This is a genomic window from Bacteroides sp. 51 (assembly GCF_010500965.1).
Classification (GTDB): domain Bacteria; phylum Bacteroidota; class Bacteroidia; order Bacteroidales; family Bacteroidaceae; genus Bacteroides.
Genome location: NZ_QVMI01000039.1, coordinates 1 through 15,344, shown reverse-complemented (window position 1 = coordinate 15,344; position 15,344 = coordinate 1). Strand labels below are relative to the sequence as shown.

The following is a 15,344-nucleotide window of genomic DNA, read 5'->3' as shown; positions in this document are numbered from 1 at the left end:
TATGCATCTCATGTAGGGAGATCTGATTTTATATTGTTTCAAATTTAAGAATAAAACTATCATTTACAACCCTGAATTGTTGATTAGAAAGCTTGCATGAACAAATAAAGTTTTATGATAGAGTCTCGGAATGATTTTTATTATTGTGAGTCTACCACTTTTTTCCGGACAACATTGTATATACCTTTCACCCCCGTTTGTACAACATCGTATCCATCCAGTTTTTCATAGATCGCACCTAATGTTTTGCAGGCATAACGCCTTGGCTTAAATTTCGGCTTAATCTTTTTCATAGCCATGCCTATCTGTGAAAGTGTTACTTCCTCTTTACCATCAATAGCCAATTCGTATGCCTTATCAAACAGATCGGCTTCTTTTTTAAGTAAAGTATCAGGGGTTTCCCCCTTCTCTGGTTTGATATTTGTCTGTACTATCTGATCTGAAAATACGAACCTTTTACATGAATTGACAAAAGCAGCAGGAGTTTTACTTTCTCCATATCCTATTACAATTAATCCCTCCTCCCGGATACGTATAGCCAATGGAGCATAATCACTATCGCTGGAAACGATGCAGAACGCATCTATATCACCTGAATTCAATAAATCCATTGCTTCGATAACAAGCGTTATATCGGTTGTATTTTTCCCTTTCACATAGGGTAACGCTTCTACCAAACGATAGGAGAATTCCCTTGCGGGTTCTTTCCAAGAAGATAAACTCGTTTTACTCCAGTCGCCATAAATTCTTCTAATGATTACCTCTCCATAGCGTCCGGCCAGTTCTGTAACGTCTTGCAATTTAGCGGAAGATGCATTATCTCCGTCAATCAACACGGCCACTCTCTGGGAAGGAAGGGCTGAATTTTCTTTCGTGTTTTTATCTTTCTTCATCAGTTCTTTAATTAAGCGACTTTTTTTCGTTAACCCATAGTATGAATAAATTTTTGATTGTCGGAAGTAAGGTTCAAATCCACAACGAAAGCGATTACCCAAGCACATTCAACCGAAACCGTACCATCTCCGCAATCAATTCAAAAGGAACCGGCTTATCATACGGAAATTGAATCCCTCCTTTACTCGTCTTATAATCAGACAGCCGATCTGCAAAAGCCTCAATCGTTTCCGGCCACGGATAAAACCCGATATGACGGGTATGACCTGCAAACTGTACAAGGATTTTCTTCATCTTAAACGTTGGCATTCCCCAACTGATCGTTTCTACGGCTTGAGGCGCTACATTAAGTATTGTACGCCGTACCTGCTGCATAATCTCCTGTTGTTCTTGCGGAAATCCGGCAATGTACTGATCAATAGTTATTATTTTATCCGGCTGTTCGCTCATAACTTATTCCATTTTCACGTTTCTATTCTTTTTCCAAAGATAAGGAATAATCTGATTACCTGAAATATAGATCGGGGGCCGGATGTAAAAGACCGTAAATTTCAGTCCCACAGGCAAAGGTGGTTTCGTGTTTTTAACGCCGGTGCAAGGTTGGGGCCGCTAAAGCGGTTTTCAAAAAAATCATCCTCGCTTTGCTCCGGTATTTTTCTGAAAAACCTTGCACCGTCTAAACACGCACCTTTAAAGCCTGTGGACTGAAATCTACGGCTTCCACATTCTTAATAATTAAAAAATAAATAAGATGAAATTATGAACTTATCCGATGCAGAAGTAGTGGTAACTACTCAAAAAGAAATAGATGATGACACCCATATGGGCGATTGGTTTCGGTTGTCAGATTATGGGGATACGGGGGAATTCTATAACGCTTGTTATTCTTATTTTCCCGATGAGAATAATCCTGTATTCCGGTATCCGGTATGGGAGAATATTCCGGATAGCCTGATAAACAAAGAATGGTTCTGCCCGAATTTCTTTGAAATAAGGGATGCTCTGGAAAGGCTGGATGAATCGGACGTAGAACATTTTGTGGCATGGTGTAACTACCACAGCCATAATATAGCTACAGATGACCCGCATTTTCTTGTTGCACATTATCAGGATAATCATACATCCTATCCTGAATTTGAAAGCGAAGCAATGGATATACCTGATGATGCTTTTGTTTACCAAAGTATTACCAGTAATTTCTTTGATTCAGAACGATATCCGGTTGAAGTCTTTAATGATAACTATGATTAATAATTACAGCCATGCAAATAGAATTTTTAGGTCCTGTTTATCATACAAGCCAAAGTGCGGTTAATGCATTCGCGGATATCGTGAATCTGATCATTTTATCGGATAATATCGTGGAATTAAACAGGAAATTATTACAGAGAGACCAGTCAGGCGGATTATCCGCTTATTTCCTATGGTCATTCGGAGACTATACATTCAGCTTATGGCAACGGACCAGTTATGGTTCCAATATGTGCTTCGAACATAAGATTATTGAACTTCCATTTGTAACATTAGTATGCAAAGACCGGCGCAAAGCCAATATAATAAGTCACTAACCCCAAATACATCAAACAGTATGAAACAGTATGAAATAAAAACAAAGTTCATCTTTGAAGGAGTATTCAGAGTGAACGCAGAAAACTGCGAAGAAGCACGTAAAAACATTGAACAGGATTGCGGATTGGTAATGGGTGGAAATATCCATACTACACTTAATGACGAAGATGTCGATTGGAATTTCGACACCCATCCGGAAAAGAAAATTGTAGCTGTAAAGCAAATAAAGAAAGGAAAATTTTAAATCTCAAATATATGCAATTCATTTTTTATCAATCTTAAAAACTACAATTATGAACGAGTTAATGACAAAAAAGGAAACATTCGATTTCCAAACAAACAAAGTAGAGATCATGGATCTGTCAACATTGAAACGTACTCACATGGAAGATGATTATGAAGGTAATCCTCTTCGCGGACTCTATCATTTTCAAGCCATTGAAAATATAATTAGCATCTGTAATAAGTACAACCTTAATTTTGATGTCGAAGAAATATTTGCGGCGCATAACAACAGTAAGCATCTTCCGGGAGTTACCGTCTTGAAGAGAGAAGAAATTGCTCATGGTGAAAAATCAGTAATGGCTCATATTCTCAGAAGGATATTTACTACTATCCGAATCAATGATTATGAAACTGACGAGCTTACGACTACCATTGTGTTAACTTATCATCAGGACGGTATCCAGGCGGCAATCGGCCCATGTGTAAAGGCCTGCCATAATCAATGTATCCTGAGTGCCGAACGTATAGTCTCGAATTATGGGAAAAATAAGGTTAGTACGGAACAGTTATTTGGTACGGTAGATGAGTGGTTAAGCCAATTCGAAACACAGATGACCGAAGACCGTGAGCGGATAAAACGTTTGAAAAACACGAGCATTAATCAGCAGGAAGTATATACCTATATCGGTTTGCTTACAGCATTGCGTGTAGCCCATGATAGTTCAGATGAAGCACTTTCGGCACGAGTAGAAAACTATCCACTCAATCAATCACAGATTTCAGCGTTTACAGAAGATGTGCTTAAAAAGATGAAAGGATGTGATACCATTTCGGCATGGGATATGTATAATATAGCTACAGAATATTATAAGCCGGAAAAGACTTCAATCCCATCTCTGGTACATCAAAATGTTGCATTTGTATCAACGCTTGATGATTTCTGCCAGTTTAAAGATAAAGAGATTATAGATGTGGATGCAGTATTAGTATCCTAATAACCAAAAATGGAGAGAGCCGAAAGGCTCTCTTTTCTTTTATAATAATTCAAATAAAAACATCATGATAATTAAATGCGAAGAAAGGTATAATGAAGCAATGGCTTATGCCGAAAAGACGAATGACAAAACATTGCAAAATTGTTTGGACAGGCTCAAGCAATGGGAAGAGAACCAGGACTGGGAAGTGACACTTTGCTATGACTTCTCTCCCTTATCATTCTATTTTGTGATAAACGATAATACGGGCAGACGGGTGATGAATGGTGGCGTACTCTATCATGGTACACCAGATGAATCTTTTGCAGTTACATTCGATCATACGAAAGGTTGGCAGATTCATACATAATCAAAATACTAGAATTATGGAAACTAAAACAGTTACAATTCAAGGTAGAGAGTTTAGGCTGCTCCGCTATAAGGAAGAATGAGTTTTCCCATATATCAGCATGTATGAATGTGGATTAGGATCACCTATTGCTTTTCTATTACTGCATTTTGAGGATAATTCCTTGGAAGAATATACAGATGTGACAGTTAATCTGCCAGAGTGTACACGCAGTGCAGGATGCCAGTTCATTGATACGAACAACAACGAGGAAGATATCTTGGACTGGCTGGAAGTGAACTATTTTGGGAAACGTACCGGAAAAACCGGAACGTCAGGATTCTGCACCTATCCCGAATTTAACTTTTATGAAGGAGAACAATATTGGGAATACAAACGGATAAACGAAGAACTTCAAGATTCAGAATAATCATGAAAAAGATAAGAACAAAGAAATATACATTCCCTCGTTGGAAGGCATTCCTGTTCATCAGCTTGTTCAATGCCGATGGCGGTGATGGTTATAGTGATGAGGAAATACAGGAAGCTAATACATTCATCCGTGATAACAAATTGGCTTCACTCGTAGGTGTTGAAGATACTGGCGACAGTCAAATCGAATGTACGTTTATTCTAATGAATAAGGAGGAACAGACTGATCTACAAAATCGTAATCAGTTAAAAGAAGCAGATTATGCAACATAATAAAACAAATGATTTAAGGTTAATCTACCAATTGCTAGAGAAACTCTATACCCTCAATTCACGGGGGTATTTTACTGCATGGTTTGATTGGAGCGGTCATACCAATGGAATCTACATTAAGATAATCAAAGGCAAATGGGAGAAGGGAAAAAAGGAGAAGATCATCTATGAAGCCCTTGTCTGTACGAGATTTGACAAATGGAAGAACGGATTATCGGATGAACGATTCGATATCTCAGGCTTCTTCACACTTGTTCAATCCCTTATTGAATATAATCCTTCTACAAAAGCTAAATACAAAAAGATACCGGCATGAAAAAACATAGGCAAGAAGATATCAGTGGTTGGTTGGAAGACGCCAAAGCCTTGGCAAGAGCAGAAAAGGAACTCGGTATTGAGAAGTGGGTAATTCTATCTATCGAATATCAGTCAAAGGACTACCGGCGGGTAGTCCTTTATCAGTATGACCTACCACGAGATTTATACGAAAAATATCGTTGGGTAGTCCGTTGGCGGCAGGCACGATGCCAATGCTTACATCCACGGGAAACGGTTCAACTTTACCATTCTTATTATGACAAAAGAACCGGACTAAAAACTGATTTTAATTCCTGTCTTTCAAAACTGGCCGCATCCAAAGCGCAAATTACCATTGCCAAAAAGCGGGAGCAGGAATACCTCATTTGGCAAAGACAAAATAACCTATTCTTTGATGAGAACATCGACGAAGAACTGATTAAATACCGGGAGAAGCTGAAAAAGAAAGAAGATAATTATAATCTACTTTACCAGAATATTCAACATGCAGTGGAGGAACACCTTTCCATTAAACAGTAATTATTAGTCGATTCCTTAATGGTCCATCTCATCTTCCATTGAAATAACTATTTCTGCTTAAGCTTCTCTGTTATATCTACCCTCAATGCAGATGTCCACTTCCCTTTTGAATCTCATGGGACTGGCAACATACGTATAGGTATTTGTTACTCCGCCGGTAGAAACAACAATAGTGCCATAGTTGCAGATGCGCCCTATTATGGATTGGGTAATCCATAAGCCTTCTATTTTAAGCAATATCAGGTCACGGGTTTTACGTCCAATGATTCCGGTCTTAAATATCAGCCTTAAATTTGTGACGGCAAATATAGAACCCAGTTTTATACAAAGCCTTTGAATTAAAGATACTAGTCCGAGGAACAACAACGTTAATCCAAGATAGTGGTTCAATCCGGCGGATGAGTGCCAGAAATAATATCCTAAAATAAGGATAATGAGAGGCTGTGCAAAAATAAACAAATGTATTCTTGCCCGGTACATAACAGTTTCTCCCGGTTGCAGATATGAGGTGAGAAATTTCATATTATTCTTTATGGTTTTAAATATTGAGAGGTAAATACAATGGAAACACCCGCTTGCGGGCATTCCCATTGATGCTGATAGCTCAAAGCAATGGTCGTCTTACAACTTTCGATGACATTTACTCTTTAGCTTCTTCGATTTCTTCCCCATTATCATTTTCATTGTTGAAACTGAAAGAGAGCGTTACCATCTGCCCACTATCCGATAAGAAATACAAATCAATGACTTGCTGATCCTCGGATTTGGAAGTGTAGTACAAGCGAAATGTTTCTTTAGGTATCTCATACAGATCATTGGGTAGAAAAACCATCCCGTCTTCGGTTCGGAGTTCACCTTTCCCTTGTGGTTGGAAGTACCTCATGTGGTATTTCTCGTCATCCCAACGCCCTTCTCTTAGAAGTTGAAGCCTTATCTCTGCGGTTTCTCCTTTTTTGATTTTGTTCTGAACAGGGAGGTGATGAACCTCGAATTCATAATCACGCTTAATGTCCAGATTATCGCTACAGGCACATGCTATCACCAGAAGTGATAGCGTGCATAAAGTATATCCCAAAAATTTTCTCATTGTTACGTATTTTTAATTGATTATTACTTTGATACCGGCACCTACCTGAAAATGGAAGCGATTAATCGCAGAGCCGAATATGATTCTCTCACGGGCGCGAACCAGAAATACAAACCTATCCGACAGGTATGTCTCTATCTCAAAGGAAATAGCTCCACCATAAATAAAGCTATCCTTATCTTCCAGCATCGCGCCATCATAGAGCAAGCGTTTGCCCCAGTTCAACGTTTCATATCCAGTAATGGCGCTGCCCCCAATAGAGAAAAACAACGTCTTACTTCCATCGGAGAGAAACTTGAAGTAATGCCCGCCTTCGACTGTTATCTGCGCCACCGGAAGGTACACATCCCGATACTCAAATTGTTTTTGCATATATTCAGTTCCAAACACCCAGCGGTTCCCTTTTTTTGTATAGGTACTCATGCTGACATTCCCATAGAAGGCTTGGCCGTCCTCTTTGGAAATCTTGAACCCATTTACAAAACCTCCGGTAAATTCCAATCCTCGCTGTCCGGGAAGATACCGTTGTGCGCTTGCCGTTCCAATATATATAATGGAAACAGCCATGACTAAAAGATACTTTTTTATCCTGTTCATTTTACTTCACTTTTAATTCATTGATTACACGGGCACGTGTTAAATCGGAGTTCTCTACAATAAATTGCTGGTGTCTTCCTCCATTCTTTTCGAAAAGTTCAATAACCATTTGTTTTCCATCAGGAATCGTTATCTTATCTATCACAAATACACTTCGCTCGGTTTTATTACCTCTTACCATTGTTAGATAATTGTATGCACGGATGGGATAAATAACCGTTTCCTGAATAGCTGTACGCTTGGCAACTTTCTTATCTACGATTTTCATGCGGATAAAATCAATATCAAAAGGTACATTAGAGTCATTCTTCACCTGGGTATGTAAATACAGTAATCCGTTATGGGTGTAAACTCCCTTTAACAGATACTGAATGCCGAACCGTTTGGAGCCGATATGCTTTACATGCCTTTTATTATTCTTGTAAATGGAGTGGTTTATCAGGTTAACCAGCTTCGGAGATTCGTTACCGAGTTCCTTCAGGTAGATTTCAAGTGCATTGTTCGGGCGGTTTACCGCCTCACCATCGTGCATAAAATCGCGCATCTCCACATTCAACTTCTGAGGCTCATCCACATATTTTATATTAAAAGTATAAAAGCTACCATCACAGGTAATAACTGCCATATTCGTTTCAGTTTCAAAACCCCGGACTGCCGCTTTTACACGGATTACATTCTCCGAACCGGTTGCTTTCCTAGCGAGAATATTGCTTGAACCCAGATCGACATACGAGATTTCCGAGGGAAATATAATATGCACAGTCTTCTCAAAAGTTACCTCCAGCCCATAAGGAGGAATCATTCGGTCATAGGTTATCTTCTTCGTATAACCCTCGAAGTAATCTCCAAAAGAAGGTTTAGGTAACATCGCTTCCTGAATCTCATCAGCGGTTACTTCCACATCGGAGCTTTGGGCATAAACCGTAAGCACCATAATTGCCATAACAAAAAGAATAATTGACTTTTTCATGTCTGAAATATATTAAATGATTAATTGATGATTATTTATTGTCACTTGGGAGAAGGAATATCCGGTAACCTGCCTTCAGCATTACTTTTATCTCCCGTGCTTTTTTTGAAATGTACTGTGATGTACCTTGGATAGCCCCCCGGCCGAGGTCTGTGAGGAGTTGTTCGCCCGCGCTTTGGCCTTGCTGTGTAATGGTGATGGAACTACCCATATTTTGACCCATATTACCAGCGATTTCCTTTATGGCATTCATTTCCATTGAGCCGGGAATATAGATACCATGTTGCCCGTCCGAATCATACGCCTGTAAACTGACCGGAATGATATTCCCTTCGTATTCAATAGAAGAAATAAGTATCTCCAGTCTTTCTCCTGAAATCTTACTGGTCCCAGTAAGAATCGTATTTTTAGGAATAATATATCTTCCCGCTCGCATCGCTTCGGTCATTCTCAATTTTACACTTTGCCCATTTATCAAGGTCTGGTCATCATGCACTACCGCATTTATGGTGTTTTTCTCACCGGATACTTCTTCCGCACCCACAGTATTGAATTCCATATTCCTTGGCTGGCTGAACTGCCTTACAAACTCCAGATCACTCATGGGTTGCTGAAGTAAGGACACTACCTGCTTCTTCACCTGTGAAACCGGGACAACTTCTGTTTTCTTTCCGGATGCGCTATTCTCTACATCACTTTTTTGGGTCGTTCCTGTTTCCCCCTGGTTGCCGGGCATATACTTTGCCGCCAGTTCGTAAGACTTCTCCAAAAGAGCCAGTTGGTCATCAACAGATGTTGAAACCTCTTGCTGTTCTGCCATAGCTATTTTCAACAGTTCAAGTTCCTCTCTCAATAGTTCTACTTCGGAGTCCTCTTTGGGGTCTTCATAAAAACTCCCGAGCGTTCGGTTAATGTCCATATAAGCCGCATTAGAAGATTCGAACGAATTTCCCTTACGATTGGAATAACCTGTATAACTACCCGAGCCATAGGACTGACCGGTATAAGATTTCTCCGGTTCCGTATGTATAGGATTTATTGTTACCTGCCCCTGATGATCATCCTGATTTTTATCCGGTGAATCCAACATAAACGAATAGTCCTGGAGCGAACGCATCTTTTCTTCCTGCTTTTGCCGCAATTGTTCCTGTTCATATGCGGTTTTCTTGTCATCAATCATTCCTGCGTCTTTGGGGTCGGGAATGTCGGCATTAAAGCCGGCGCTCTGTTCCTGGGATTCTTTATCTTTTTGAGAAGGTGCGAAAATCAACCATATACAACCTCCGAAAGCTAGAAACATAACTACAAAGACCAGATATTTTTTTAGTTTCTGCTTTTGCGCGGTATTATTCATTTGCTGTTGTGTCATTTTGTTCTGAATTAAAATGTTCGTAAAAAAACTTTTCCATCTCTCTTTGAAGTTCTTCCGGTTCTTCATCGGTTTCATCATGCCCCATCTCAATTTCTGGTACTCTGATTTCAGAATCAATCAGTTCCCATTTATTATCCTCCCGGCCGATGTTATAGATCGCCCGGAATACAACATAGAAATTCGTAATGGCAAAGACAGCCACCAATATCACAATTACCAGAATGCGTGTGTCAGGACTCATTGGCGCACAAATGCGCCTAAGCCTGTCTTCGATCCAATCTTTAGTTTTCCTTATTAAATTTCTCATGATTATTTGTTATTTGTTTTACCGATCAAGTACTCTGATATCCCTATTTTCCAATACAGTAAATCCTTCCAGAATAAATCCGTGAGGGTTATTATCGCTGCGGACGGAATTTTGCAGCTTTGAAACTGTGATAAGACTCCGCTCGGTGATATTCTTCTCCCGGATGATGTATTGCCTTCCGTAGGTCATGACATCATAAGGATACACATCAAAGTTGCATGTCACGCTGTCAATCTCTATGCGCTGATTGATATTACCGGAAATGATCCTGTTATAATATCCTTTTTCCGACAAGTCACGGTAATGATTGAAAGCGGTACGGTCAGAAAGGAACAAAGCCCTTTTGATATTCCCTTCAATGGCACTCTTATCCGGGGATAAGGTGTAAAAGAGTTCATGGAACCTTTTAATATGCTCTTTAGCCTCTACCGGACGGTTCTGGCTTAAATCCTGGGATAAAGCCAACATCAGGGATTTGCCTTCATCCAGTATGTAGATCTTTTGCCGTTGTGCTTCGGCGAAATTATATGCTTTCCAGACGGAGTAACCCATCATCGTCGCACACAGGCAAAGAAAAATGATGCTGAATAACCTAAGTTGCTTAAAACTTGACTCGATATTTTTTAATGATTTGAATTCCATTGTTATACATTTAATTTATCGTTTCAAAAGGCGACCAGCGATATTACCCATGGCAGATCCCGCAGCACCTGCTGCAACAGAGCCGGCTTTGGTGGAAGCTTGGTTTACATTCTTTCCGTAGTTACCCATTCCCCCTGCAGCAACAATCCAATTCGCAACTGTCGGGATGGTAAAATAGCCTACGATACCGATCAGCATAAAGATGATATAGACCGGATTCGAACCATCGGGGATATAGCTCTGGTCAGACAACATCTCTATATCCTGCTTGAGCATCAATACCTGAATCTTGGCAAGGACGCTGCTAAACAAATCTGAAACGGGAAGCCACAGGTAAACACTGAGATATCTTGTAATCCACTGTGTCAGGCTGGCCTGGAAACCGTCCCAGACCGAAATCGCGAAGGCTATGGGGCCGAGAATGGCAAGCACGATCAGGAAAAAGGTACGTATCGTATCAATAACCAATGAGGCAGCTTGAAACAAAAGTTCCAGCAGTTCCTGAAACCATTCTTGAATGGCTTTTTTGGCATTGAATGCCGCACGGTCCAAATACATTCCGCATTTATCCAGAGCATCGAATGCACCCAGCTTTTCCAGTTTCTTATCAAACTCTTCCTTATCTACCAAATAAGCCTTTTCCGGATTCCGCTTGTAAGCCTCAATTTCCAACTTATCCCGTAGCTTACGATGCTCATCCATATCCAGCGTCTGGGATTGAACCATATTATTGGCTCCCTTTACTATGGGAGACATAACGCTGTTGATCGTTCCAAGTACTACGGTTGGGAAAAACATGATACAGAAACCAACTACAAATGGTCTCAAAAGAGGAAACACATCAATGGGTTCAGCCCGTGAGAGTTGTTGCCAGACACGGTAAGCGACATAAAACAGAGCACCAAGCCCCGCTATGCCCTTTGCCACTCCCGTCATGTTGCTGCACAACGGCATCATCTCCACATACAGGTTTTGCAGGATTTGGTGCAGGTTCTGAAAATCTATTACTAGTAATGTCATACGTTATCTATGATTTTTAAATGATGATTACCAGTAACGTTCACTGGGGTTTCCGTACAATGCCAATATTCTGTCCTGATTCTGCTTCTTCTTAGCGCGTAGGTAGGATACGCCAATATTCTTGTTGGTGTAATATTGCACCAATCCACGGTACTCATAAACTTTGTCGTAGCAAAGGCTAATGATGTCCATCCTCTCCTTGTCGGTCATGGAAAGACCGGAATCATTCACAATGGATTTCAGATCAGTGATTATAAAAGAGGATTCTTCCAGAAGAATGGTATATCCGACAGCGATGGCACTTAGTTCATCCGCAGAGAAATAAGGGTCTGATAACATTTTCTGGAAACTGTTTACGTAGATATCTGTAATATCCCCCATCATCAGGATGGTCTGCTGTACTTTACGGGCATCACGCACCAGTCCTTTTACTTTTTTCAACGCGTCATAGTATTCCTTCCCTTGGTTGTAAATTTTGACAGTTTCCTGAAAATTCTTGACCATATTCGAGGCCGTTGTAGAGGTTTGTACAATGTTCTTGGTGGCATTGATAATACCCTGTGCTAAATTACCAGGGTCTGTTACGACCCATTGTGCATGAGATTTCTGATTGATACAGAAAATAGCTCCCAGGCACAACATGAAAATCTTACTTTTCATACTGTTTACATTTTAATGATTAATAAATTCGTTTGATTACTCCGACCGCTTACTTTCGGCCAGTTGTTTGATAGCTAGTTCTATGTTACCTCCGAGCTTTTCAGTTAGGCGGAACAGTTCCAGTTTTTCGGTTTCTTCTGTGGTGTAACAATAATACTCTTCGAGTGATACCTCTGTGGCATAGACTGCTGACTGTGTGCCCCCAAGTCCAATCCAAACTTCTTTATATCGCCTTGACGGATTGTTCGCCATATTGATGGACAGTATCTGCGCCCGTTCTTTTTCAGTAAGACCTAAAAGCGTTTGTATGGAATCGAATTTATTGATATACTTCCGTTGGTCCAACAGGATTTTGCAATCGGCATTGTTTATGATTGTTTCTTTCACCACGGGAGAAGAAATAATATCTTCCACTTCCTGTGTAACTACTATTGCCTCACCGAAAAATTTCCTGACAGTTTTGAACAAATACTTTAGGTATTCTGCCATACCCTCCTTACTGATGGCTTTCCAGGCCTCTTCCAGAAGGATGACTTTTCGGATACCTTTCAAGCGGCGCATTTTGGAAATGAATGTTTCCATGATGATAATGGTGACAATGGGAAAAAGAACTTTGTTATCCTTCAGATTGTCCAATTCGAATACGATAAAGCGCTTATTCAACAGGTCAAGCTGCTTGTCCGAGTTTAACAGGAAATCGTATTCACCTCCATGATAATATGGCTCCAGTACATTCAGGAAATTATGTACATCAAAATCCTTTTCACGAGTCCTTTTGTTTTCCAGTATCTTCTGGTAATCACCTTCGATAAACTCGTAAAAGGTATTGAAACAGGGAATCACTGTTTTGTCATTCCTTATCCTATCCAGATACAAGTTCACTGCATTAGACAAAGCGACTTCTTCAGCCCGCGAGGGAGGCTCATCATCTCGTTTCCAAAGCGTTAAAATGAGTGTCTTGATTGACTCTTTTTTCTCAATGTCGAATAAGCCATCTTCGGTATAAAAGGGATTGAAGCTTATCGGATTATTTTCCTCGTAAGTAATGTAGATGCCGTCTTCACCATTTGTCTTGGCATGAATCAGATTACATAATCCTTGATACGAATTACCTGTATCGACAATGAGGACATGAGTGTTTTGTTCATAATACTGCCTCATCATGTGGTTAGTGAAGAAGGATTTTCCGCTTCCGCTTGGCCCAAGGATAAACCGATTCCTGTTTGTAATTATACCTCGCTTCATTGGTAAATCAGATATATCCAGATGCAGCGGTTTACCCGTCAATCGGTCAACCATCTTGATCCCGAAAGGAGAAACGGAACTTTTATAATTCGTCTCTTCCACGAAAAAACATAATGCCTGTTCGATGAAGGTATAGAAACTCTCCTCTGCGGGAAAGTCAGCTTCATTTCCGGGGATGCCTGCCCAGAATAAGGTTGGCGTATCCACGGTGTTGTGCCGTGGCTTGCACTCCATGAGTGCAAGTTGACTTCCGACATCATTCTTTATCCGCTTTAGTTCCTCCTTATCCTCCGACCAGGCAATGATATTGCAATGGCCACGAATAGAGGTCAGTCCCAGTGAATGGGCTTCGTTCAGGTATTCCTCAATCCACTGCTTGTTAATCTGGTTACTACGGCTATACCTTGACAACGAATGCATATTGCGGGCCTGTTTCTCAAACTTTTTCAGATTCTCCGCACTGTCATCAATGAACAGGAACTGATTGTACACATGATTACAGGTAAGTAGCACTCCAACTGGCGCTGCAAAACATAGCCTGCAATCACTCCGGTCAGTGGACAAACGCTCATAACGAATATCCGACTTGACCGATGTCGGCAAATCTTCCGGATCGGAAAGGGTATGCAGACACAGATATTTATCACCAACTTTCATTTCTCCGGGAGAGAGTTCCATGTCCTGCAGGCAGGTGGTATCTTCCTGGCTAAGTGAAAAGTATTTCTCGATAATACCCGCCTGGTTTTCCGTTCCTACGATTTCGTCATTACCTAAACGGGTAATCGTAATGAAACCGCTATCATTGATAATTCGCTCGAATTGCTCGCAACTTTCAAGGAACTTCACCGCCGTATCCTTATCCTGTACCTCTTTAGGGATAATAAACCCGCGCGTGAGCGCATTAAAATTACTTTGGCTGCGACTACGTTCTTTCGTGGTTTTCGTCAGAAAGAGGTAACATGTATGATTCAGAAAAGGACGCTCATTGAAATGACGTTCAAATGAGCGGGAGAGAAAACTCATTTCGTCTTTCTGAATATCCGGTGTATAACTTTCTTCGATAAACCAATCCTGCTTGTGGACAATAGAATAGTTAGGCAATACTTTGATGGCTTTGAGCCAAGCGCTGTGAATAGCTTCGTATTCAGCTGAGGTAACTGTAAAGAGTTCGGGAAGTTCTACCCGGTAAGCTACGGTGATATCTGCATCTTTCGAGATGATACAGTCATGCTCCACAGCGAGCAAGGGAAACTTACTTTCCAGCGTTGCGGCTTTTAACACATTCCTCATTCTTTCCTCCTTTTTATGTTACGGGTGAATAATGAAGGGATTTGTTTGCGGTTGATGATAAAACGGGGATGGTTCAGAGAAGCCTGCAATTTTAGTAGACCATACTCCCCGTACTTTTCATTCAGATGGAATGTCCCCCAGATAAGAACCGAAGCCGAGGCTATACCGAACAGAAGACAGATGGTTTGGCTGATACCTATCATATACATCACCACGAAGAGGACAAACAAACCGAGTAACCCTCCGGCGAAAATGAAGAGATACTGGCTTTTGAGCCCCTTAAATTCGGCGCTACGTCCAATCCCTTTGTTAATTGAATATTCTGCCATAGGTTTAGAGGAAGAATGAACGAAGAATGGTTGCCGCTACAATGAGGAAGATACAGGCACCGAACCAGCTGGCGGCCGTTTTCGAGGTATCCGGGTCACCAGATGAGAACTTGGAATACACCTTTACACCTCCGATGAGGCCGACGACGGCTCCGATGGCGTAAATTAATTTGGTGTCGAGTAGGTCAGCCCCATTACTGGGGCTTTCCCCTCTAAGAACCGTACATGAGAGTTTCCCCTCATACGGCTCAAGCAACGCATTGCTATTCTTG

23 protein-coding genes are annotated in these 15,344 nt (G+C 40.8%); 9 read left to right on the top strand and 14 right to left on the bottom strand.

Annotated elements, in window-relative coordinates; genetic code table 11:
- Nucleotides 1-140: 140 nt before the first annotated feature.
- Complete coding sequence (locus D0T87_RS21195; protein WP_163177857.1) at nucleotides 141-893, bottom strand: NYN domain-containing protein; 753 nt, start codon at nucleotides 891-893, stop codon at nucleotides 141-143.
- Nucleotides 894-987: 94 nt separating this feature from the next.
- Complete coding sequence (locus D0T87_RS21190; RefSeq protein ID WP_163177855.1) at nucleotides 988-1,344, bottom strand: iron chaperone; 357 nt, start codon at nucleotides 1,342-1,344, stop codon at nucleotides 988-990.
- Nucleotides 1,345-1,653: 309 nt separating this feature from the next.
- Between D0T87_RS21190 and D0T87_RS21185 the strand changes: the two genes are divergently transcribed.
- The 9 genes from D0T87_RS21185 to D0T87_RS21145 all read left to right on the top strand — a co-directional run bounded on the left by D0T87_RS21185 (nucleotide 1,654) and on the right by D0T87_RS21145 (nucleotide 5,553).
- The gene (locus D0T87_RS21185) at nucleotides 1,654-2,145 is read left to right on the top strand and encodes a hypothetical protein (protein ID WP_163177853.1); all 492 of its coding nucleotides are present in this window, start codon (nucleotides 1,654-1,656) and stop codon (nucleotides 2,143-2,145) included.
- Nucleotides 2,146-2,156: 11 nt separating this feature from the next.
- A complete protein-coding gene (locus D0T87_RS21180) occupies nucleotides 2,157-2,462 on the top strand; it encodes a hypothetical protein (RefSeq protein WP_163177851.1) in 306 nt (101 codons plus the stop codon).
- 20 nt (nucleotides 2,463-2,482) lie between these two features.
- The gene (locus D0T87_RS21175; protein WP_163177849.1) at nucleotides 2,483-2,707 is read left to right on the top strand and encodes a hypothetical protein; all 225 of its coding nucleotides are present in this window, start codon (nucleotides 2,483-2,485) and stop codon (nucleotides 2,705-2,707) included.
- Nucleotides 2,708-2,756: 49 nt separating this feature from the next.
- Entirely contained in the window at nucleotides 2,757-3,683 is a 927-nt protein-coding gene (locus D0T87_RS21170; protein WP_163177847.1) for a DUF932 domain-containing protein, read from the top strand.
- A gap of 64 nt (nucleotides 3,684-3,747) precedes the next feature.
- Nucleotides 3,748-4,032 (top strand): DUF4120 family protein, encoded by a 285-nt coding sequence (locus D0T87_RS21165; RefSeq protein WP_163177845.1) that lies wholly within the window; start codon nucleotides 3,748-3,750, stop codon nucleotides 4,030-4,032.
- A gap of 100 nt (nucleotides 4,033-4,132) precedes the next feature.
- Entirely contained in the window at nucleotides 4,133-4,441 is a 309-nt protein-coding gene (locus D0T87_RS21160; protein WP_255495876.1) for a DUF4313 domain-containing protein, read from the top strand.
- 2 nt (nucleotides 4,442-4,443) lie between these two features.
- A complete protein-coding gene (locus tag D0T87_RS21155) occupies nucleotides 4,444-4,716 on the top strand; it encodes a hypothetical protein (protein WP_163177840.1) in 273 nt (90 codons plus the stop codon).
- Nucleotides 4,706-5,032: a hypothetical protein gene (locus D0T87_RS21150; protein ID WP_163177839.1), complete on the top strand. Its 327-nt coding sequence runs from the start codon at nucleotides 4,706-4,708 to the stop codon at nucleotides 5,030-5,032. The genes D0T87_RS21155 and D0T87_RS21150 overlap by 11 nt, the downstream gene beginning before the upstream one ends.
- Entirely contained in the window at nucleotides 5,029-5,553 is a 525-nt protein-coding gene (locus D0T87_RS21145) for a hypothetical protein (RefSeq protein ID WP_163177837.1), read from the top strand. The genes D0T87_RS21150 and D0T87_RS21145 overlap by 4 nt, the downstream gene beginning before the upstream one ends.
- A 57-nt stretch (nucleotides 5,554-5,610) precedes the next feature.
- Here D0T87_RS21145 and D0T87_RS21140 read toward each other — a convergent pair whose 3' ends face one another.
- From D0T87_RS21140 to D0T87_RS21085, 12 genes are all read right to left on the bottom strand, one after another.
- Entirely contained in the window at nucleotides 5,611-6,075 is a 465-nt protein-coding gene (locus tag D0T87_RS21140; protein WP_163177835.1) for a PH domain-containing protein, read from the bottom strand.
- 118 nt (nucleotides 6,076-6,193) lie between these two features.
- Entirely contained in the window at nucleotides 6,194-6,640 is a 447-nt protein-coding gene (locus tag D0T87_RS21135; protein ID WP_163177833.1) for a DUF3872 domain-containing protein, read from the bottom strand.
- Between the two features lie 12 nt (nucleotides 6,641-6,652).
- Nucleotides 6,653-7,237, bottom strand: coding sequence for a conjugal transfer protein TraO (locus D0T87_RS21130; RefSeq protein ID WP_163177831.1), 585 nt, complete (start codon nucleotides 7,235-7,237; stop codon nucleotides 6,653-6,655).
- Nucleotide 7,238: 1 nt separating this feature from the next.
- Nucleotides 7,239-8,207, bottom strand: coding sequence for a conjugative transposon protein TraN (traN, locus tag D0T87_RS21125; RefSeq protein ID WP_163177829.1), 969 nt, complete (start codon nucleotides 8,205-8,207; stop codon nucleotides 7,239-7,241).
- 31 nt (nucleotides 8,208-8,238) lie between these two features.
- The gene (traM, locus tag D0T87_RS21120; RefSeq protein ID WP_163177827.1) at nucleotides 8,239-9,576 is read right to left on the bottom strand and encodes a conjugative transposon protein TraM; all 1,338 of its coding nucleotides are present in this window, start codon (nucleotides 9,574-9,576) and stop codon (nucleotides 8,239-8,241) included.
- The gene (locus D0T87_RS21115) at nucleotides 9,554-9,886 is read right to left on the bottom strand and encodes a TraL conjugative transposon family protein (RefSeq protein ID WP_163177824.1); all 333 of its coding nucleotides are present in this window, start codon (nucleotides 9,884-9,886) and stop codon (nucleotides 9,554-9,556) included. The genes traM and D0T87_RS21115 overlap by 23 nt, the downstream gene beginning before the upstream one ends.
- A gap of 18 nt (nucleotides 9,887-9,904) precedes the next feature.
- On the bottom strand, nucleotides 9,905-10,528 hold the full coding sequence (gene traK, locus D0T87_RS21110) for a conjugative transposon protein TraK (RefSeq protein ID WP_163177822.1): 624 nt from the start codon (nucleotides 10,526-10,528) through the stop codon (nucleotides 9,905-9,907).
- A 15-nt stretch (nucleotides 10,529-10,543) separates the two neighbouring features.
- Nucleotides 10,544-11,548 (bottom strand): conjugative transposon protein TraJ, encoded by a 1,005-nt coding sequence (traJ, locus tag D0T87_RS21105; RefSeq protein ID WP_163177820.1) that lies wholly within the window; start codon nucleotides 11,546-11,548, stop codon nucleotides 10,544-10,546.
- Between the two features lie 27 nt (nucleotides 11,549-11,575).
- On the bottom strand, nucleotides 11,576-12,208 hold the full coding sequence (locus tag D0T87_RS21100) for a DUF4141 domain-containing protein (RefSeq protein ID WP_163177818.1): 633 nt from the start codon (nucleotides 12,206-12,208) through the stop codon (nucleotides 11,576-11,578).
- A 36-nt stretch (nucleotides 12,209-12,244) separates the two neighbouring features.
- Nucleotides 12,245-14,743, bottom strand: coding sequence for a TraG family conjugative transposon ATPase (locus tag D0T87_RS21095; protein WP_163177816.1), 2,499 nt, complete (start codon nucleotides 14,741-14,743; stop codon nucleotides 12,245-12,247).
- Nucleotides 14,740-15,072, bottom strand: coding sequence for a DUF4133 domain-containing protein (locus D0T87_RS21090; RefSeq protein ID WP_163177814.1), 333 nt, complete (start codon nucleotides 15,070-15,072; stop codon nucleotides 14,740-14,742). Before D0T87_RS21090 ends, D0T87_RS21095 begins: the two co-directional genes overlap by 4 nt.
- Before the next feature lie 4 nt (nucleotides 15,073-15,076).
- Nucleotides 15,077-15,328, bottom strand: coding sequence for a DUF4134 domain-containing protein (locus D0T87_RS21085; RefSeq protein ID WP_239063809.1), 252 nt, complete (start codon nucleotides 15,326-15,328; stop codon nucleotides 15,077-15,079).
- Between the last annotated feature and the right edge of the window lie 16 nt (nucleotides 15,329-15,344).